This is a genomic window from Spirosoma agri, assembly GCF_010747415.1.
Lineage (GTDB): Bacteria > Bacteroidota > Bacteroidia > Cytophagales > Spirosomataceae > Spirosoma > Spirosoma agri.
Map to the genome: position 1 here is coordinate 1,537,966 of NZ_JAAGNZ010000001.1, position 19,481 is coordinate 1,557,446.

Here is a 19,481-nt window from a genome sequence, read left to right on the forward strand (position 1 = left end):
ACAGAGCCAACCGAATTGCTGGTGCATCGGTTGGCTCTGTCTGATTTTACTGCTTTACAACTTTCCAACTGGCTTGCTGGCCATCGCTGGTTTCAATGAAAAGAATGTATTGGCCAGTCGGTAATGTGCTGATATCCCACTCATCCCGACGGGTGCGCTGCACAGGTTGTCTACTCCCGACCTCACGTCCCTGACTGTCGCGTAATCGAAGCCAGGCAAGGGGAGCCCTCGCCGGACTTACGTCAATGGTCAGCCGGGACGTGACCGGATTGGGATAGACCGAAATACCGTCGGCGGCAACAGGCTCATTGGCCAGCGCCAACGCACTAACGACCACCGAATTTTTTATCGTACCAGTTGCACAGTTGGCATCGCTAAGGCCGCTCAGGGCAATGCTATAATTAGTGGGTTGGGTCGCTCGAATCACAAATTGATACGGCGATGCGCTGGTCTGAATAGCCAGCCCATCCCAGCGCGTGAATTTCCAGGGAGCCAGCCCGGTTAACGCTACTGAAATGCGGGCACTGTCGCCGAGTGGAAAGGTTAGCTTATTGCTGCTTAATTCAGCTGTTGGCAGGGCTGACACGTTAACCTGAATGGAGTCACGGGCGCGAACAACCGGCTGGGTCGTTTCAACGTAAACTGTGTAGCGACCTGGGGCCAACGTGCCGGGTAGCAAGGCCGACAGACCCGCTCCCCGTACCGTGGCTGGTAGCGCAGTCAGCTGATTGCCGGACTTAAAGACAAATGAAAACTGATTGGTGGTTGATACTTTTCCCTGCAAGCTGTAGGTGGCCGTAAGCGAATCGCCCAGGCAATAAGCCGTTTTGCCCGGTTTAGTAAAGGTAAGTTTCGGTAGTACCATTACCGTCAGGGTCGTTTCGTCGCCTGAACAGCCACTCGTATAACAGCGGCTGCTATAAGTGATGTTTGTCTCGGGCTTAATGATCAATTGATTCGTGCCCTTGATGAGCCTGTTCGTAACAGTTTCCGATTCACTGGCCCAGGACCATACCACATCCGAACAGCCAGCCGCCTGTAACGTTACGCTTTCCCCGATCTCAATCGTTTGTTTAGAAGCTGTCAGGGTAGGGATTGGGACATTGGCACAGGCTGCGTATCGGATCAGTTGATAGGGACCATTAAACCATACATTGCCCTGATAATCAGCGGTCATTGTGCCCATGTTGGCATAGATAGACATGTCGGTAAGTTTTTTCCAGGTTTGTCCATCATACTTGTAAAGAACACGGGGGGAGGAATTATCGATGACATACAAATTTCCGACTGGATCATTCGCCATATTGAGCACATACGAGACAGGCATCGTCGCACTTTTGTCGATGCTGGTCCAGGTCGTCCCGTTAAATTTGGCCAGCGGTGGAAACGGAAATGTTGAACTCGATTGAGAAACCCACAGATTGCCGAGTCCATCCGTGGCCATATAATTGAGGTATTTTCCCAATTGGGGTGTGTTGTCGGCACTAAACACCTGTGTAGCGCGGGTGATTGTATTTACCTGAACCAGTTCATAGGGTGCCGTACTGCTTGCCGAATTATACTGGATCATCCAGACAACGCCCGGTCGGGTCAGGGTTTGATTGATAAAGTGATTGGTCGGTAGCGAATAGATTTTGTCCAGACTGTCGGCTTTTGGCTGATAAATGCTGTTGTAGGAGTAAAACAAGCGCTGGCTGGCATTGAACTCCGAAAAGCTGTTCGTAGCGTAAAAACTGGTTCGGTCGGTTAAGGTATTCGTTTGCTCCGAAATTTTGCCCAGCTGATAATACGGAACAGCGAAGCCAGCTTTAAAAACATTGACCGATGTTCGGTTTGTTACCCATATAATCCCAGTACCGTCGCCACTGAGTGCCGCACCGAAGTTACCAATTGCTCCTTTCGTCGTTTCCCGGTTAAATACCCGGATCTTCAGACTGTCCTGACTTATTCGGGTGGGTCCATCGGTATTAGCATACCAGGCCGCTTCTTTACTGAGTTCTAGTGTGCCACTGGCATACCCCTGTGGCCATTCCGGGTAGGTCGTATTGTTAATTAACGACCAGCGCGGAGAGAGTGAGGCACTACCCGTTTTGAAGGATTGAACGAGTCTGGAGAGTATACCCGTCGGGAGGCCATAGTCCTTACTTGTTTCGTCGAATTTTATGTAATACTGCGTATTTGGCGATAAATCAGTCAGCGTACCGGTATAAAATCCGCCATCCCGGAACGTGCGGGTGTAAACAGGTTTCGTAAAAAGTGAGTCGGTTGCTACAGTAACCTGAACAATAGCGGAAGAGATCGTTGGGTAATAGGAATAGGGAAACGTGAGCGGGGCCGTATCATAAAAGGGACGGTAAAAATAGCCGGGAAGCTGATTGACGAAAAAGCGTCCTACCGCTGACCAGGGCCCGTTTTGCGTGCCAAACACGGCCCGTACCCGCCAACGGACAATACCAAATGAAGACGATGCGACGGTGAACGAAGCCGTAGGGCTAATCTTCGTGGTAAATGGCGTCTTGAATGACTCGTCGTAGCTGCTGGTCAGTTGGATCTCGTAGGCCGTTGCTCCGCTCACTGGCTGCACCGAAAAATGACGGCTGGTATTCGTGTAGGGAACCTGCGTCTGATCGGGCGTGGGTGAGAGCAGTACGGGGGCCGCCAGACTGCCAGCCGGTGCTATCTTTAGCTGACTAACGCCAGACCAGTTCGATACGCCGAATTTATTGGTTGACCGAACCCGTACATAATACACCTGTCCGGTTACGAGTTTGCTCATATCGTACCCGTTGATAAGGGTCGTATCGCTGATAACTTTCTGCGCAAAGCCAGCGTCTGTTGCTACATCAATGTCGTAGCGTTCGGCTTGTGGCTGACCGTTCCAATACAAAAACGGTGTTCCTGAGACGGTTAGTTGAGGGGCCAGAACCGGCGCTTTATCCGGTGTTGTCAGCGTGGTGAAATTCTTGACCGCGTGGTCGGTCATAAGCGTCTGACACAGCGGGTGGAACGACAGTGAGCTCTTGCCACAGTAACTCATGATCGTACCCGTAATGTTCTGAAGTGACTCTGTATAACACCCACCTTCCGTGGTAGAGCAGAAGTCAATCGGACCACCCGGCCATGTGCAGCTATGTGTGTGAGGAGAGCCGAAGCAATGGCCAATTTCGTGAGCGAGCGTATTTAGGTCAGTCTGATTGCCCGATATTGCCTGAACGCCCCCGCCCAATCCACCTGCACCGTAAATGGCTTTTGTTGGAAAATAAACTCGTTTGTCGTACGCTATCTGGTTGAACTTGCTTAACCATGCGTTTGAAAAAATAGGATAGAGTTTATATATATCCAGTTCACCTCGATATGGGTCGGGCTCAGAGTCCTTCCATATGTGAAAATAGACAACAACAAGTTGCGTATTGATTTCACGCTCATAAATTTTTGATGCCTGCTCAATACGATTTAGGAAAAAACTGCGGATTCGGTTTGTGTCTTTCTCAAATTCCAGGTAGGTGTCAGAATCGATCTCGACCGCTACCCGACAGATTCTGCGTTCACCGGCTGTTTTCCGGGCGCGCTGGTCGGCCATCAACCGGGGAAGTTGCCCCATAAGCCGAACAGTGCTATCCGGCAACTGACGATCATCGACTCCGCATTGAAGCGGAGTCTGTGCGTGCGTTAATAGGGAAAATAGAAGGAGGCAACCCAGTAACGTTGCTACGGAGAGATTTTTCATGTATATGGTGCGGTTAAAATAAAGCCGCAACCAACTAAAAAATCGACGACTAAGAGCAGAGAAATAGAGCCATGTTAGTTATCGGTATCTATATAAACGAATACGGCAGCTAATTCAGAATTAGCTGCCGTATTCGTTCGTAAGTGACTGGCATTACAACTGTTGCCGGATCTTGTCGGCTGTCTCGGCCAGTTCATCCTGACTAGGTTTCAGCTTGTTATTGAAGTTCATGTCGGCCATCGAATTGAGTGGAATCAGGTGGATGTGGGCATGAGGCACTTCCAGACCAACGACCGCCACACCAATGCGAAGACAGGGAATCGCCTTCTCAATGGCGGGAGCTACTTTTTTGGCAAAAGCCATCAGTCCTCCATATAGATCATCGTCCAGGTCAAAAATGTAATCGACCTCTTTTTTTGGAATAACCAGCGTGTGGCCCATTGTGGTGGGCATTACGTCCAGAAACGCCAGATAATCGTCAGTTTCAGCGATCTTATGCGCCGGGATTTCGCCAGCGACGATTCGGGAAAAGATGGAAGGCATAAATCAAGGTCGATTAAAATCGAAGACGATAGCCCTGGAACCGTGTTGCCACGATCGCGAAGTCCATCGTCTTCATACTGTATTACCGGGCAATGTCAACAACTTCAAACTCCACGATTCCAGCGGGAACTTTGATTTCTGCCGTGTCGCCGACGCGCTTGCCCAGAAGGCCCTTACCAATAGGAGAACCCACCGAAATACGGCCCGCTTTCAGATCGGCTTCTTCTTCTGAAACAAGCGTATAGAGCATCTCTACGCCGTTTTTCTTATTCTTGATTTTCACTTTCGACAAGACCGATACCTGAGACGCATCAATCGTCGACTCGTCGAGGATGCGGGCGTTGGACAATACTTCCTCAAGTTTCGATATCTTCAGTTCATGAAGCCCCTGCGCATCCTTGGCGGCATCATACTCGGCGTTTTCACTAAGGTCACCCTTGTCGCGGGCTTCTGCAATCTGGTGAGCAATGGCGGTCCGGCCTTTCGTTTTCAAGTCATTCAGCTCACTCTTGAGCCGATTGAGACCTTCTTCAGTATAATAAGAAATCTTTGCCATAATGATATGTACGTACTTACTTTTTCACATTGGTTTGGGTTGCCGTAAAACAAAAAGAACGGTACACCGACCGTTCTGCAACCAAATTGGTTTTCTTTGCAGCCGTGTCAGCGTCGCCGTCGGATTTCCGAAGCGAGCGGTTTTGTACTATGGTAATTTGTTCGTCGCATGGGCAGGCAGTTTGCCGGTCAATTCGTTTTACTATGACATGTAAAGCAATGCATCGTTGATACAAAAATAGAAATACTTCCCGGCTATATCAACAATTTACGCATCTGCCGGGTCAAAAACTGAGTTAGTGATTCATGAATAATTCGCTACGTATTGTGTTTATGGGTACGCCTGATTTCGCCGTTGCCACGCTACAGCGGCTTCTGGGCGGTGGTTGTACCGTCGTGGCTGTCGTAACCGCCCCTGACCGACCATCGGGCCGGGGTTTACAGCTTACGCCTTCGGCAGTAAAGAAAGCAGCAGAAGCCGCTAACATACCGGTCCTGCAACCTGAAAAACTTCGTGACCCGGCGTTTCTGGAACAATTGGCGAGTTACAACGCTGATTTACAGGTTGTCGTCGCCTTCCGGATGCTGCCTGAAGTTGTCTGGGCCATGCCCACTATTGGAACGTTCAACCTGCATGGCTCCCTGCTTCCGCACTATCGGGGGGCGGCACCGATCAACTGGGCCATCATCAACGGCGAAACGCAGACGGGTGTCACCACATTTTTTATTGAGAAAGAAATCGACACCGGGCAGATGATTTTTCAGGATTACGAACCTATCTACCCGGACGATACGGCCGGAACCGTCCATGATCGATTGATGGAACGGGGTGCCGACCTGGTATTAAAAACGGTTCGTGCCATTGAAGCCGGTGACTATCCCCGCACACCACAACCCACTGCCGATGATCTGAAGCCTGCCCCGAAATTAAGCCGGGAAACCACCGAAATCAACTGGAACCAGCCTGTGCTGACCATCCGGAATTTCGTGCGGGGCCTGTCGCCTTATCCTACGGCCTGGACAATGATCAACGGGAAGTTTTTTAAAGTCTATCAGGTTACGGTAACCAATGAATCTCCCTTCGCGGCTGAAATTGGTGAGGCTTACAGCGACAATAAAAAGATAATTATGGTTCGGGCGGCTGATGGCTGGCTGAGTCTTGATCTCATACAGGCCGAAGGAAAACGACGTATGACCGCCGAGGAGTTTTTGCGGGGAAACCGTATTTGATCCTATCTGCCGAACGGCGGTAGCGGTAGCGATGCGTGATGAAAGAAAGCACAGTTACCTACCACACAATCCTCAATTACATCGTATGAAAATTAGTCTGATCGCTGCCGTGGCGCAGAATGGCGTTATTGGTAATAACAATGATATGCCCTGGCATTTACCGGATGATTTTGCCTTTTTTAAGCGTAAAACGCTTCATCATCCGATCATTATGGGTCGTAAGTCGCTCGACGCACTTGGCAAGCCACTACCAAAACGCACGAACATAGTCATTACCCGCAATCCTGATTTCTCCGCTAGTGGCGTAACGGTCGTGCATACACTCGACGATGCCCTTGCTGAAGCGAAAGGCGCTATGCAAACCGATTCGGACTTACTGTCCGATGAGATCTTCGTGATTGGTGGAGCCGAAATTTACACGATTGCGTTACCTCTTGCGACAACGCTATACCTGACCGAGATTCATAAAGCGTATGAAGGCGACGCTGTTTTCCCATCGTTCGATAAAGATGAGTGGCAGGAGGTGAGCCGACAGCCGCACCCCTCTGATGAACGTCATGCGGTAAGTTTCGACTTTGTTGAATACGATCGAAAACCCGTCTAGCCGACACGCCGAAGTACTATACATTGAACGTAGTCCCGCTTCCTTGGGAAGTAACAGCACAAAAAAACGTCGGTTCGACTCGCAACGAATGAGAGTCGAACCGACGTTTCGCCTAAAAAAGGGAAGGGGTTCCCTGATTGAGAGGCAGTAGTTTAGCCTTTCATAAACCGGACCAATCCAACTTCAACCAGCAGGAAGGCCAGAGCTGCCAGCAGGAAGTACTTCCAGAGACTGCGTCCTAGGTTTTCCTGCTCAAGCACCTGAACGAAATCGTTGTCCTGAATGCTGTCAAACACCTCAACATTAGGCTGACTGGCAAAGGCCCGCCGTAGTTCATCGGCCGGATAAAAGTCCATGACCGATTCTTTATTACCGTGATTGAATGCTAACAGACGCTCGGTTTTGCCGTCAAGCTGCAATTCGTAGTAACCGGCTTCCACTTCCTGACCAGCACTCAATTCGTTGCTTTTTGGCATTTCGAGTAGTAGCTGATTCCCAACCGTGCGCTGCACCGGAATGATTTCCAGCTTATCGTGTTTCAATTTGTAAACCGACCGTTCTGATGGATTTTTGACCGGAATGGTAATCAAATTATCGTCGAATGAGTAGGCGGTCCGTTGCGCCCGGACACTAAGAGCGGCCATTTTATACATTACCGGCACAAAAAGAGCATGTTCGGCCAAGTTTCCGTAAGCACCTGACAACGGGTTCGCCAATATGTAAACATTGCCCTGACCCGCCTTCGACTGCGTTAGCAATGGGCTTCCGTCGCGCAGGCTGAGCAGCCGTTCGCCTGCGTTCCACCGCCAGACAGGGGCTGAACTGGGCATGTTCAACGACTCCGACTGATAACTCTGCTGAAACACATCCCGGAAAAATGGATTTCGTCGGTCTGGATCGGCAACGGGCAGGAGGGAAGGTATAGTGCCTACCGCAACGGCTGTGCTCTGTACGCCACCTACGCCCAGCGTGTTCAGAAAGGGTCCGTAAGAAGCCAAATCCGGGTTGGTGGGGGGAATAATCGTCAGACTACCGCCCTGCTGAACAAACCGTTCGAGTTCGCTTCGTAAGGTGCCGCTTATCTGCGAAACACCTTCCAGTACAATCAGATCAGTCTCTTTCAGCTGACCGACATCGAAATTCTGCGCATTGAAACTCCGCCGGACAAACAGACTGTCATTTGAGTAAACGGCATCGATATAATCCGTTGAGCGACCAGGCGAACTGCTTTTTTGCTCAAATAAATGCAGCACCCGAACAGCGGGAGAGGCTTCGATGACAAAAAAAGACTGATTGTCGAACGTGATCGGAAAATCTTCAAACACAATGCGTCCCCGGTGGTAGCCCTTTTTCGTTACATTGAAGTTGAGTGATACCGTTACCGAACCGCCGGGTGGCAGGGTTGCCGAGGCCGTCGACGTCTGCGTATCATCTAGGTACAAGCGCACCGGGAGATTCTTTACGTTTTCGCGCCCGCCGTTGTTTAGCTTGACATTCAGGCTATTATTCTGCATTTCGCGGATAAAGGGCGTACTGAGCCAGACAGAATCGACGTATACATTTTTGGTCGCCTGAGCGTTTAGGGGCACGATGAATAGCCGATCGGTCGTGTCGATTTGCAGACGGGACAAATCACCAACTGTACTTTTCTGAAAATCAGAGAACCAGAAAATCTGGTTGCGTCCGCCCGGATTTAAACTCGACAGCAGGTTTCGCTGTCGTCGGTAAACGGTTTCCAGCGTTCTTGGCGTATGTGCAAAACGAATGGATGTAACGCGGTCGCGTACCGACTCAGCGCTTCCTGTTTGCTGTTCAGCCGCTGAAAAATCGTTCGTAAGCAACTGTAGCGACGTTGCGTTGCGGAATAACGTTAGTAGTTCATCTAGTTTAGTCGTCGCTATATCCAGGTAACGCTTGGTGTTCAGCTCGTTCTGCATACTAAATGAGTTATCCAGATACAGACTTGTAACACCTTGCCGCGAGAGGCCCAGCTTATTCTTACTTGGAATGAACGGCTGGGCAAAAGCCAGCACCAGACAGATCAGAAACAGGCAACGCGCAACCAGAATAAGCCAGTGCTTCAGCCGCCTGAACGACTTGGTCTCGGTCTGAACCGTACGCAGAAGGGCTACATTGGTGAAGAACACCCGACGCGTTCTACGGAAATTAAACAGATGAATGGCAATCGGGACCGACACCGCCAACAGACCGAAGAGAAAAGAGGGATATAGGAAATTCATTCAGGATGGTTTCGACGAAATTAGGGCTGCGAACGAATAAAGGTCATTGTATTAACGACTCAACTCCGAACTTTGGTTTCTACACCCTAAGTTAATCAGGGATTATGAGTTCATAAAATGCTGTTTTTGTTTGTAATACATCTATGTACGTAATTGAACCGCTGCTGGTGCCAACCGTTTTAAACTTTTCGACTGGTGTATGGCCTACCGTCTGGTGAAACCCAAGCAGATAATCTACCTTACTTTCGGACTGATCAGCCCAGATGGGGCCACTGAACGGATCATAACCACCTCGCCTTGGGCCAACTTCGAACAAAATACGCTGTGTTTGGACAGGCCGCTTGTGAACGGAATTGAGTAAATCAGCGAGCGCATAACCGGACGTGATCGACACTGGATTTCGGTCCGTTTTAGCCAACAGTCGTGCCAGCCATTTGTTGGTCACACCAGCATGGCTGAATAGATAAGCACCAATCTGATGGGCTATCTGAAAGTAATCGGCATACGTCTCAAACAACGTGCTTAATTCGGGTTGTGCCCGAGGCCGAAAACCAGAGCACCGGTAATTTGGATAATGGAGATACTGAGCGTCGTGATTACCAACGAGCAAAACAAATTTATCGGGTTGTTGCTGTTTTAACTCTATGATCGACAGCAGATTAGCGTAGATAGTTTCGTCATCTGCACCATAACCGTCTGTATAGTCGCCCAGAAAAATGATCTGATCATACGCATTGAAATCCGCTTCCCGCCAGACGGTTCGACCGTGTAAATCACTGACGGTAAGAATGTTCATAGGCTTACTGTGAGTTCGGGATTGGACGCAATTTCCAGCAATGGTAACGCGCGGACTTCCTTCAAACCAATACTAAACAAAAAGCCCCAACCGGAAACCGATTGGGGCTAAATTCTGATCGAAGAGTCAGACTTACAACGTCCGTTTCACTTCTTTGATTTCAAATGCTTCGATGGTATCGCCAACCTCGATATCGTTGAAGTTCCGGACACTCAAACCACATTCGTAGCTCGAACGAACTTCACTGACATCGTCTTTGAACCGTTTCAAGGCACTGATTTCACCCGTGTGGATCACGATAAAGTCGCGGATAACACGAATCTTATTATTTCGTTTGATAACACCTTCTGTCACATAGCAACCCGCTACTGTTCCGACTTTGCTGATCTTGAACACGTCACGGACCTCTATGTTACCCGTTACAACTTCTTCCGATGTTGGTGCTAACAGACCTTCCATAGCATCCTTCACTTCGTTGATCGCGTCGTAAATGATCGAGTACAGACGAATCTCAATTTGTTCCTGTTCTGCCAGTTTACGGGCATTCGCTGATGGCCGGACCTGGAAACCAACGACAACCGCATCCGAAGCTGAGGCAAGCAGAATATCTGATTCAGAGATCTGCCCGACCGCTTTATGAATGATGTTGACCTGAACCTCTTCCGTCGAAAGCTGTAGCAGCGAATCAGAAAGGGCTTCGACCGAACCGTCCACGTCACCTTTTACAATCACATTCAGCTCTTTGAAGGTACCAATCGCTTTTCGGCGACCAATTTCTTCAAGCGTAATGTGCTTGCGGGTACGCAGTGTCTGTTCGCGCAGGAGTTGCTCACGTTTGTTCGCGATCTCGCGGGCTTCACGCTCCGTTTCCATCACGTTGAACTTGTCACCAGCCTGCGGAGCGCCCGGAAGACCAAGAATCTGAACCGGTGTTGCTGGCCCTGCTTCTTTGATCCGTTCGCCACGGTCGTTTGTCATAGCCCGGATGCGACCGTAGTGCGCACCAACAAGCATGATATCACCCTGCCGCAACGTTCCATTCTCAACCAGTACGGTCGAAATGTAACCCCGGCCTTTGTCGAGCGAGGCTTCGATGACGGTACCAAACGAACGACGGTCTGGATTGGCCTTCAGTTCGAGAAGTTCTGCCTCAAGCAGTACTTTCTCGAGCAGGTCATCGACACCCATACCGGATTTCGACGAGATTTCCTGTGCCTGATATTTACCTCCCCATTCTTCAACGAGCATATTCATCGATGCCAGCTCAGACCGGATTTTCTCCGCATCGGCACCTGGTTTATCTACTTTCGAGAAGGCAAATACGATAGGAACACCAGCTACCTGAGCATGGTTGATCGCTTCGCGTGTTTGTGGCATGATGCTGTCATCGGCAGCGATCACAATAATAACAACGTCTGTTACCTTGGCTCCCCGTGCACGCATGGCCGTAAAGGCTTCGTGACCCGGTGTATCAAGGAAGGTAATCATCCGATCATCCGACGTTTTTACACTGTATGCCCCGATGTGCTGCGTAATACCCCCGGCTTCACCCGCTGCTACTTTCGCACGACGAATGTAATCAAGCAACGACGTTTTACCGTGGTCAACGTGACCCATGATCGTTACGATCGGAGCCCGTGGCTGCAATTCGTCGGGTTCATCCTCATCAACATCGATACCTGCCTCGGTTTCATCTTCAGCCGATACAAACTGTACATCGTAACCAAACTCATCGGCGATAACTGTAATTGCTTCAGCATCTAACCGCTGGTTGATCGAGACGAACATGCCCAGGTTCAAACAGACCGAAATTACTTCGTTGATCGAAACGTCCATGAGCGAGGCCAGGTCGTTTGCGGATACGAACTCGGTAACTTTCAGGATTTTTGCTTCCAGTTCCTCCTGTTCGCTGGCTAAACGATCGCGCTCAACACGGTCGGCACGACGGTCACGACGGCGGTCGGCACCACGATTAGGCGTGTTACCCTGCATCCGGGCGTTGGTCTGCTGGATAGACTTCCGAACGTCGGCCTGCGTAGGTGCTTCACGGCGGTTACCACCTCCGCGATTGGCTGTACTGCCTCCCCGGTTCGCATTGTTGCCTCCCCGGTTCGCATTGTTGCCTGCACCTCCACCACCTGTTCGGTTGTTAGGCGTTGCATTCGCATTGCCCTGTCCACCGCGGTTAGCTGTGTTGTTGCCTCCCTGACCTTGTGACTGGCCGCTTCCTGCCGGAGCGGCTGCCGGACGATTTGCATCGCGCTGACCACCGGCCGGACGATCACCCTGTGGGCGTTGACCATCCCGCTGCTGGCCGGGTTGAGTACGATCGCCCGCTACCCGATTTGCCGGGCCTCGGTCGCTTTGGGCATCCCGTGGTCCACGATCGTTACGTGGCGCATTCTGTCCACCCTGGCCTTGTGGTTGATTGCCACTCTGGTTTGGCTGAACACTGCCACCGACTGCACCTTCGCGACCTCCGCGAATACGCTTACGTTTCTTCTTATCCGCATTACTGTTTCCTCCCCCCTGACGAGGGTTGTTAACAGGTAATTCGATTTTACCAAGAATTTTCAACCCGCCAAGCTGGTGACTGCCAGCCGCCCGAATTGTTTCGGTAGTGGCCGTTGGTTCGCTAGCGTTTGCATCCTCCGCAACTGGCGAAGTCGGCTGTGGCGTGGCTGGTTTTGGCTGATTACTCGTGTTTTTGGAGCGATCGTCCTGACGTGGTTGTTCTGCCTTAGGTGCTGTGCTACTCGCTGGTTCAACGGGTTTAGGCGTTTCTACGCGAGGTGCTTCGACTGGTTTCACTTCCTGTGGAGCGGGCGCTTTGGCAACTGGGGTAGGTTCCGGCTGTGCCTGAACGGGTTCTACTTTTGGCTGAACAACCGCTTGTGGCGTTTCTACTTTTGGTGTCTGTACGGGAGCAACCGGCTGAACCGGAGCTTCTGCAACCACCGGTGGCGTAGCGACTACCTTCACCTCAGCAGGTGGCTGTACGGGCTTCGGTGCTTCGACAGGCGGCTGAACAGCAACAGGCTGTGGCACAACAGGTTTTGGTACTTCTGCCTTAGGCGTTTCTACACGAGGTGCTTCGACTGGTTTCACCTCCTGTGGAGCGGGTGCTTTTGCAGCCGGAGCAGGTTGTGGAACTGGTTTCGCATTAAGATCAATTTTGCCGATCACTTTTAGCCCTGGCAAACCGGTTGATGCGGTTTGTGGGGATGGTTTTGACTCGGTTGGCGCTGGAATAGGCGCGTCAGCCCGAGGGACGTCTGTCTTAGGAACGTCCGCCTTCGCGTCCACAATGGGACGACCTGCGTCATCACGACGGTACAAAATGACATCTTCCTCCCGACGACGCGGTGGCTCGGCGACCGCAACCGACGGTTCGGATCGGCGAGCTCCGTTCAGGAGTTCCGTTGATTTATACTCCTTCGCTAACACTTCCAACTGTTCTGTGTTGATTTTGGTGTTAGGATTAATTTCAACCTTAAACCCTTTGGCAGACAGACTATTCGCAACAGAGGAAAGCCCTTTGTTGAGAATTTTTGCCACTTGGCTTAGGCGCATTGACTTATCTTCTGCCATACGTTAGGTCTATATTCGGCAAATTTAATGGTTGTTGATATAGTATGAACAACACTTACCGCAATAAAAATCCCTCATTTTGATAATGAGGAATGAAAAGTGCAAAGTGAAGAATAGTTGAACTCCACTTTGCCTGAAAACTTACTCAAATTCCTGTTTGAGGATATTCAAAATTTCCTCCACTGTATCTTCTTCCAGATCGGTTCGTCGAACAAGTTCTTCCTTGTTGAGGGCCAATACGCTTTTGGCAGTATCGAGGCCAACCTTACGAAGCTCATTGATCATCCATTCGTCGATCTCATCGGAGAACTCCATCAGGTCAACGTCTTCATCGTCTTCGTGTCCTTCGTTATCGCGGAAAACGTCAATTTCCATGTCCACCAACCGGCCGGCCAGTTTGATGTTTTGACCACCTTTACCGATCGCCAGTGAAACTTGGTCTGGTTTGAGGTAAACAGAGACACGCTTAGTTTCACGGTCAATCTGCATCGAACTGATCTTAGCCGGACTCAGAGCCCTGCTGATCAGCAATTCGAGGTTTTCCGTGTAGTTAATGACGTCTATGTTCTCATTGCCCAGCTCCCGGACAATACCGTGTATACGTGACCCCTTCATACCGACACAGGCACCAACCGGGTCAATGCGATCGTCGTATGATTCGACAGCGACTTTGGCCCGCTCTCCCGGCTCCCGAACGATCTTACGGATCGAAATGAGGCCGTCATAAATTTCCGGTACTTCAATTTCAAACAACCGCTCAAGAAAGACGGGCGATGTGCGGGACAACACAATTTTGGGTGTGCCATTCAGCATGTCGACGCGACTTACGACCGCTTTCACGGCTTCACCTTTGCGATAACGGTCTTTCGAGATCTGTTCCGTACGGGGCAGGCTCAACTCGTTACCCTCCGAATCGACCAGAATGATTTCGTGCTTCAGCAGTTGATAGACTTCTGCCGTGAGCAGGTCGCCAACCTGATCCTTGTATTTCTGATAAAGGAGTTCTTTCTCCATATCCTTTATCTTCTGAATCAGCGTTTGGCGAGCGGTTTGCACAACCCGACGGCCAAAATCTTCCAACTTCACTTCTTCAGCAACTTGTTCGCCTACTTCAAAGTCGTCCTGGATTTTGTGCGCTTCCGTGAGCGGGATTTTGTCATAATCCCAAATATCTTCAGAATCGTCGTCCACGATTTCGCGTGTGCGCCACATTTCCAGATCACCGCTTTCCGCGTTGATAATAACATCAAAATTTTCGTCGGTGCCGTATTTTTTACGAATCATTGTCCGGAAGACTTCTTCCAGAATAGCGATCATGGTTGGCCGGTCAATATTCTTCGACCGGGCGAAATCGGCAAACGATTCGATTAATAATCCACTGGTCATTGTCAAATTAGTAGTTTATAGTTCACAGATCACGGTCCATTTAGTGCACTTGGTACTAGCTGGTAATTACCTGCTGACTACTATTTAAATGATATTTCTACATTAGCAGTTTTAATCTGTTCGAACGGGACGACCGTGGGGCCACTAACCGGAACTTTTATAGACAAATCCGCTTCTTTCTTCTTTTTACTCTTCGACTTCTTTTCTGGTTCGATCAGCAGCATAATGCCGTTCTCATCAACAGACTCCAACTGGCCCTTATAGATTGTGCCATCGAGTAAGGTAACACTAAGACTCCTGCCTATGTTGCGAACATATTGACGCGGGAGCGTCAGTGGATAATCTACGCCCGGTGAAGAAACTTCAAGTATGAAGGGAGATTCACCGAAGAAATTTGACTCATCCATCTCCAGACCAAGTCGGCGGCTAATATCAGCGCATTCGTCAATCTGAATACCGGTGTCGCTGTCTACTAAAATTGTGACTTTGATTCGGCCACCCTGTCGACCAACTACCTGAACGTCAATGATATAAAGCTGGCCGTCGTTCAGATAGGGTTGCAGCAGTTCGGTGATTTTTGCTTTGTCGTCCATAAGGTAGGGCTAACAAAAAAGGGAGTCCGACTCCCTTTTTTTACTAACGCCATACGGTAATTATGACACAAACATACAATATACTTCGGTGCTTTGCAACTCCTGTTGTCCAGTCGTATAGCAGGTTTATACTCTTAAAGCTTTATTTTTAGCCCGAAAACAAACTTTGGGCTGCTCAACGATATTATGAATGTAGGCTTCCAGATCAGGCGCTTCACTACTTTTTTCTTTCGTTCTTTATTTTGGTCGCTGAATTTACTGCTCGCTTTATATACGCTGTTAAGCTACTGGCTATTATATAGTTTGCCCAGTCAGCATTGGTCGGCGGGTATGGTAATGATCTCGATCCCGATTGTCTGGTTGTTCAACCTAGTGTGCCTGGTCCTGTGGCTTTTTACGCGTCCTTGGCGGAGCTGGCTGTCGGGGGTAGTGCTTCTTATTGGCGTTGTGCTATTTGGCCAGCGTACGTTCGTCTGGAATTCACCCAGAAATACACCGGGAGGTGGTACATCCGTAAAAGTGTTTAGTTACAATGTTCAATCGTTTGGACTGGACAATGACTGGGCGCGGGTTCACAGCTCGCCTAAAGTTCGGCGCATCGTTAATTACGCACTTCGCTACGATGCGCCCGTAAAATGCTTTCAGGAATTTCATACGTCAACGGCGAATCCCGATTATGACGTAGTTCGGCGATTTCGGCAGGCAGGCTACAGCTATTCTGCGCTGCTGCATCCCGAACTGGCCAGTGTTACGGATGGTAGCGTTGGTGTCGCTATTTTTTCGATCTACCCAATCATTCACTCGGGTAGGGAGGTATTCAGTCGGGGGAATGGCTTGGTTTGGGCCAACATAAAAGTCGGACAGGACACAATCCGAGTCATTAACGTCCATCTACAATCGATGGGCATCCGGGTTGGAAAAGTATTCAAGCAGGATAAATTAACGGGTGTTCGGCACGAGACGAGAGGTGTGCTGAGTGCGTTGCGGTACGGATTTATTGAACGCCGTGAACAGGTCAAGCGGGTGGAGCGGCACATTCGCGAAAGCGAGTTTCCAGTCATTATCACAGGCGATCATAACGACACACCGTACAGTGTTGTCTACGAAGAAATGCGCCGGGTACTGCCGAACAGTTTTGAGGATGCCGGACGCGGCTTCGGCTTCACGTATAACCGCTTACCAGGCTACATTCGCATCGATCATCAGTTCCATGATCCGAAATTGCCACCCCTCAATTTCGAGACAATCAATTACGTCAGTTATTCCGACCATTATCCAATTGCCGGCACGTATCTAATTGGTGGTGCAAGGAAGAAAAAATAAGGTGTTAACAGTCTTTTCTCAATTCACCAAGTACTGTTTTGCCATTATGGATGGGCATTTACCCACACTTCGCCATCCGTAAATACTTCTTTTTTCCAGATAGGGACCGTCTGTTTGATGGTATCGATGATGTAGCGACAGGCCTCGAACGCATCAGCGCGGTGGGCTGTGGCCACACCAATCAGTACTGCAATTTCGCCCGTACCCAGTACGCCCTTTCGGTGAATGATCGCATACCGAAGAATAGGCCACCGTTCGTGGGCCTGATCGGCAATTTTCTGCATTTCGCTGATCGCCATTCGATCGTAGGCTTCATACTCAAGTCGATCGACGGGACGATCCTGCGTATTGTCACGCACGACACCCAGAAAGAGGTCAAGTGCTCCCGCCTGTTCAGATTGAAGGTATTGAAGTGCCGCCGTAACATCAATGGGATCGGTGGTAAGCGTAATCATAAGCTAATTGAATTTAACCACCACTAACGGGAGGAATCAGAGCAATTTCATCTTTACTGCCAAGCACTTGGTCGGTTTCGGCATATTCACCATTGACCGCCACTAAAAGTGATTTGATGCCAGCTAGTGGGGGATAGGCCTGATACAGCTGGTCGAGCAGATCGCAAACACGAGCGCCTTCGCCAACCGGTACCGATAGTGCCGATTGACCCGTAAGGTCGCGAGTGATGCCAAAAAGAAGTACTGAGACGGGGGTGTTCATCAAGCAAAAAAAGGCTATATACGAGTAGTACACAATGCTACTTGATTGGTTAACGTCGTATCTACAGCGTGAAGTTTCTTCATGGAGCAATAAAAAACGGTGCCATCACTCATCGAGCAGTGTCACCGTTTTCTGGTTAAAAGAGAAAGCTGTTGATTACTTGGAGTTATCCATTTTCCGTTCAGCTTTTTTCATTTTCCGGTCCGCTTTATCAAGCGTTTTGTTCGTACCTTCTTTTACGTCTTCTTTCGTATTTTTAGCGGCAGTCGATATTTTCCGACCCGCCTTTTTTGTTTCGCGACCTGCTTTGTCGGCAGCTGCGTCAACGGTTTGTCCAGCCTGTTTAGCTGTTTCTTTTACTTTAGAATCCTGAGCCGAAGCAACACCGATTGTAAAAACCAGTGCGGCAGCTACCATCATTACCTTTTTCATTGCCTTTGAGTGATTGTGTATGATAGTATCATAACTGCTCAAAGCACAGATTGTTTGCCGACAGCTTACTCTTTATGCTTGAAAACTTTTACCTGGTAAACATACGCCTGCATCCGTTTGATTTGCAGCTTACGCGGCAGATGAGCCAGGGTATTTTTTCGATTCAGTCGCAACGGCAGGCCTTTCAATGAGTCGGTGGGAATATTGTTGAGGGCTTTTAGCAGGTAATTCGTTTTTACAGCGAAACTTACCCCTTCCGATGTAGTTTGCTTACCGCTGATTATGCCAATTACGTTACCTTTTTCGTCCAGCAATGGTCCACCCGAGTTACCGGGATTCACACCAATTGCTACCTGATAGGCGGTTGTGTCGCCACCGTAGCCGGTCCCGGAACTGAGATAACCTTCACCGTAGACAATCTCTTCCCGTGGGTAACCGAGTGTATAAACCCGCTCACCTAAATCGGACTGTTGCTCGTCGAAACTATAGGGGAGGGGCGTCAGCGTACGAAAGGCGCTATCGTCGCAAAGTTGCAAAAAAGCCAGGTCATACGTCTGGTCGGCATGAACAACCCGCGCCTTGTAAACTTCACCGGTTGGGCTTTGTACATATACCGAATCGGCATCCCGAACAATATGATTGTTGGTAACCATATACCCATCAGCCGTCAGCATAAATCCGGAACCTGACACCTGCGCGGGATTTACAAAAAGGGAGCGCCCACGACCGTTAAGATCACTGAGCAATTTTCGCTGTGATGATTTAACCGCCTGAATTTCTTTGCTTAACAGGCTATATTGCTGTTCCTGCTGCCGGTGGCCCTGCTGGTAGGAACGGTACAGGAAAATTGACCCGAATGTGGTAATAACGGCAACGGAGGCTGCAACTGCCAGCGTAGTACGGTAGGTATTCCAGAGCGAACGGACCTTACCTGATTGCTGATATAGACCAGCCTCATCACGCACGGCGTTCATGTCAAGATCGGCATGGATAGCCGCCAGTTTCTGCTGAAGCCGGCTGCGTTCACCATACGCTACTAAGGTGTTCTCAACGTCTCTTTCGTCATTAATATCCATTGTCGTAGTGCAGATTTACATTAGTATGTTGAAAGACCGAAACCGCTGTAGTCTCTCTTAGGTTGGTTTATACTCAGAAAAAAACAATCGCTTCAATCGCATAAGGCACTTGTATTTCTGCGTTTTCGCGTTGTCGGTATTCGTATAGCCAAACTTGTCGGTTATCGCCTGCATGCTCAGATGCTGAATGTAAAAATCGTCCAGCAGTGTCCGACAGGGTTCGCCAAGTCGATCGAGTGAGTCGGCCATCAGATCAAACTGCCGGTCTCGCTCTTCGTGTTCGGTCAGATCAGAATCAAGCTGCTGGCCGGCAAAGTCATCAGCAACGGGTGCTTCAATATCGCGTACCATGTACCGATTTCGTTGCGCTAACTGCTTCAGCCAAAGTCGCCGGCTAACAGAATACAAGTATGTTTTTAGCTGACAGTGCAGTTCCAGTGAACCGCTTTGCGCCTTCTCATACACGATGACGATGGTCTCCTGATAAATATCTTTGGCGTCGTCTTCATTCCCGTTGTTAGTGGTAATGAAATGCAATACCATTGGAAAATACCGTCGGTACAGTTGGTTCAGCGCATCGTCGGAACCAGTGGCCAGGCCCGCCAGTAATTCATCATCAGTCAATACGGCCCGCCTACTTTCCTTCATTGCATGGACTCATTACTTAA

At 49.6% G+C, this 19,481-nt stretch carries 16 protein-coding genes; 3 read left to right on the plus strand and 13 right to left on the minus strand.

Annotated features, from left to right (window positions below):
* Positions 1-46: 46 nt before the first annotated feature.
* From GK091_RS06360 to greA, 3 genes are all read right to left on the minus strand, one after another.
* Positions 47-3,727 carry a M12 family metallo-peptidase gene (locus tag GK091_RS06360; protein ID WP_164035757.1) on the minus strand — a complete coding sequence of 1,227 codons (3,681 nt, stop codon included), beginning with the start codon at positions 3,725-3,727 and terminating at the stop codon, positions 47-49.
* Positions 3,728-3,880: 153 nt separating this feature from the next.
* On the minus strand, positions 3,881-4,270 hold the full coding sequence (locus GK091_RS06365; RefSeq protein WP_164035758.1) for an HIT family protein: 390 nt from the start codon (positions 4,268-4,270) through the stop codon (positions 3,881-3,883).
* Positions 4,271-4,352: 82 nt separating this feature from the next.
* On the minus strand, positions 4,353-4,826 hold the full coding sequence (greA, locus tag GK091_RS06370; protein ID WP_164035759.1) for a transcription elongation factor GreA: 474 nt from the start codon (positions 4,824-4,826) through the stop codon (positions 4,353-4,355).
* A 305-nt stretch (positions 4,827-5,131) separates the two neighbouring features.
* On the opposite strand from greA, the gene fmt reads away from it, so the two are divergent.
* Positions 5,132-6,055, plus strand: coding sequence for a methionyl-tRNA formyltransferase (fmt, locus tag GK091_RS06375; RefSeq protein ID WP_246202153.1), 924 nt, complete (start codon positions 5,132-5,134; stop codon positions 6,053-6,055).
* A gap of 85 nt (positions 6,056-6,140) precedes the next feature.
* A complete protein-coding gene (locus GK091_RS06380) occupies positions 6,141-6,659 on the plus strand; it encodes a dihydrofolate reductase (RefSeq protein WP_164035760.1) in 519 nt (172 codons plus the stop codon).
* Between the two features lie 152 nt (positions 6,660-6,811).
* Here GK091_RS06380 and GK091_RS06385 read toward each other — a convergent pair whose 3' ends face one another.
* The 5 genes from GK091_RS06385 to GK091_RS06405 all read right to left on the minus strand — a co-directional run bounded on the left by GK091_RS06385 (position 6,812) and on the right by GK091_RS06405 (position 15,265).
* Positions 6,812-8,899, minus strand: coding sequence for a BatA domain-containing protein (locus GK091_RS06385; protein WP_164035761.1), 2,088 nt, complete (start codon positions 8,897-8,899; stop codon positions 6,812-6,814).
* Positions 8,900-8,990: 91 nt separating this feature from the next.
* Positions 8,991-9,695, minus strand: coding sequence for a metallophosphoesterase (locus GK091_RS06390; RefSeq protein WP_164035762.1), 705 nt, complete (start codon positions 9,693-9,695; stop codon positions 8,991-8,993).
* 132 nt (positions 9,696-9,827) lie between these two features.
* Positions 9,828-13,286: a translation initiation factor IF-2 gene (gene infB, locus GK091_RS06395; protein ID WP_164035763.1), complete on the minus strand. Its 3,459-nt coding sequence runs from the start codon at positions 13,284-13,286 to the stop codon at positions 9,828-9,830.
* 141 nt (positions 13,287-13,427) lie between these two features.
* The gene (nusA, locus tag GK091_RS06400) at positions 13,428-14,672 is read right to left on the minus strand and encodes a transcription termination factor NusA (RefSeq protein WP_164035764.1); all 1,245 of its coding nucleotides are present in this window, start codon (positions 14,670-14,672) and stop codon (positions 13,428-13,430) included.
* An 80-nt stretch (positions 14,673-14,752) separates the two neighbouring features.
* Entirely contained in the window at positions 14,753-15,265 is a 513-nt protein-coding gene (locus GK091_RS06405) for a ribosome maturation factor RimP (RefSeq protein ID WP_164035765.1), read from the minus strand.
* Positions 15,266-15,451: 186 nt separating this feature from the next.
* Between GK091_RS06405 and GK091_RS06410 the strand changes: the two genes are divergently transcribed.
* Positions 15,452-16,588 carry an endonuclease/exonuclease/phosphatase family protein gene (locus GK091_RS06410; protein ID WP_164035766.1) on the plus strand — a complete coding sequence of 379 codons (1,137 nt, stop codon included), beginning with the start codon at positions 15,452-15,454 and terminating at the stop codon, positions 16,586-16,588.
* A gap of 44 nt (positions 16,589-16,632) precedes the next feature.
* Here the strand turns inward: GK091_RS06410 and GK091_RS06415 are convergent, their stop codons facing one another.
* The 5 genes from GK091_RS06415 to GK091_RS06435 form a co-directional block, all read right to left on the minus strand.
* Entirely contained in the window at positions 16,633-17,043 is a 411-nt protein-coding gene (locus GK091_RS06415; RefSeq protein WP_164035767.1) for a molybdenum cofactor biosynthesis protein MoaE, read from the minus strand.
* A 13-nt stretch (positions 17,044-17,056) separates the two neighbouring features.
* Complete coding sequence (locus GK091_RS06420) at positions 17,057-17,305, minus strand: MoaD/ThiS family protein (RefSeq protein ID WP_164035768.1); 249 nt, start codon at positions 17,303-17,305, stop codon at positions 17,057-17,059.
* Positions 17,306-17,461: 156 nt separating this feature from the next.
* Positions 17,462-17,737: a hypothetical protein gene (locus GK091_RS06425; protein ID WP_164035769.1), complete on the minus strand. Its 276-nt coding sequence runs from the start codon at positions 17,735-17,737 to the stop codon at positions 17,462-17,464.
* Between the two features lie 65 nt (positions 17,738-17,802).
* Entirely contained in the window at positions 17,803-18,813 is a 1,011-nt protein-coding gene (locus tag GK091_RS06430; RefSeq protein ID WP_164035770.1) for a S1C family serine protease, read from the minus strand.
* Between the two features lie 57 nt (positions 18,814-18,870).
* The gene (locus GK091_RS06435) at positions 18,871-19,461 is read right to left on the minus strand and encodes an RNA polymerase sigma factor (protein ID WP_164035771.1); all 591 of its coding nucleotides are present in this window, start codon (positions 19,459-19,461) and stop codon (positions 18,871-18,873) included.
* Between the last annotated feature and the right edge of the window lie 20 nt (positions 19,462-19,481).

Bases quoted from the DNA above. Each gene is read 5' to 3' on its own strand.
- GK091_RS06390 (WP_164035762.1), bottom strand. From the start codon at position 9,695: ATGAACATTCTTACCGTCAGTGATTTACACGGTCGAACCGTCTGGCGG.
- GK091_RS06435 (WP_164035771.1), bottom strand. From the start codon at position 19,461: ATGAAGGAAAGTAGGCGGGCCGTATTGACTGATGATGAATTACTGGCG.
- GK091_RS06385 (WP_164035761.1), bottom strand. From the start codon at position 8,899: ATGAATTTCCTATATCCCTCTTTTCTCTTCGGTCTGTTGGCGGTGTCG.
- infB (WP_164035763.1), bottom strand. From the start codon at position 13,286: ATGGCAGAAGATAAGTCAATGCGCCTAAGCCAAGTGGCAAAAATTCTC.
- GK091_RS06415 (WP_164035767.1), bottom strand. From the start codon at position 17,043: ATGATTACGCTTACCACCGATCCCATTGATGTTACGGCGGCACTTCAA.
- GK091_RS06420 (WP_164035768.1), bottom strand. From the start codon at position 17,305: ATGAACACCCCCGTCTCAGTACTTCTTTTTGGCATCACTCGCGACCTT.
- GK091_RS06365 (WP_164035758.1), bottom strand. From the start codon at position 4,270: ATGCCTTCCATCTTTTCCCGAATCGTCGCTGGCGAAATCCCGGCGCAT.
- GK091_RS06360 (WP_164035757.1), bottom strand. From the start codon at position 3,727: ATGAAAAATCTCTCCGTAGCAACGTTACTGGGTTGCCTCCTTCTATTT.
- GK091_RS06430 (WP_164035770.1), bottom strand. From the start codon at position 18,813: ATGGATATTAATGACGAAAGAGACGTTGAGAACACCTTAGTAGCGTAT.
- GK091_RS06425 (WP_164035769.1), bottom strand. From the start codon at position 17,737: ATGAAAAAGGTAATGATGGTAGCTGCCGCACTGGTTTTTACAATCGGT.
- GK091_RS06410 (WP_164035766.1), top strand. From the start codon at position 15,452: ATGAATGTAGGCTTCCAGATCAGGCGCTTCACTACTTTTTTCTTTCGT.
- GK091_RS06380 (WP_164035760.1), top strand. From the start codon at position 6,141: ATGAAAATTAGTCTGATCGCTGCCGTGGCGCAGAATGGCGTTATTGGT.
- GK091_RS06405 (WP_164035765.1), bottom strand. From the start codon at position 15,265: ATGGACGACAAAGCAAAAATCACCGAACTGCTGCAACCCTATCTGAAC.
- nusA (WP_164035764.1), bottom strand. From the start codon at position 14,672: ATGACCAGTGGATTATTAATCGAATCGTTTGCCGATTTCGCCCGGTCG.
- greA (WP_164035759.1), bottom strand. From the start codon at position 4,826: ATGGCAAAGATTTCTTATTATACTGAAGAAGGTCTCAATCGGCTCAAG.
- fmt (WP_246202153.1), top strand. From the start codon at position 5,132: ATGAATAATTCGCTACGTATTGTGTTTATGGGTACGCCTGATTTCGCC.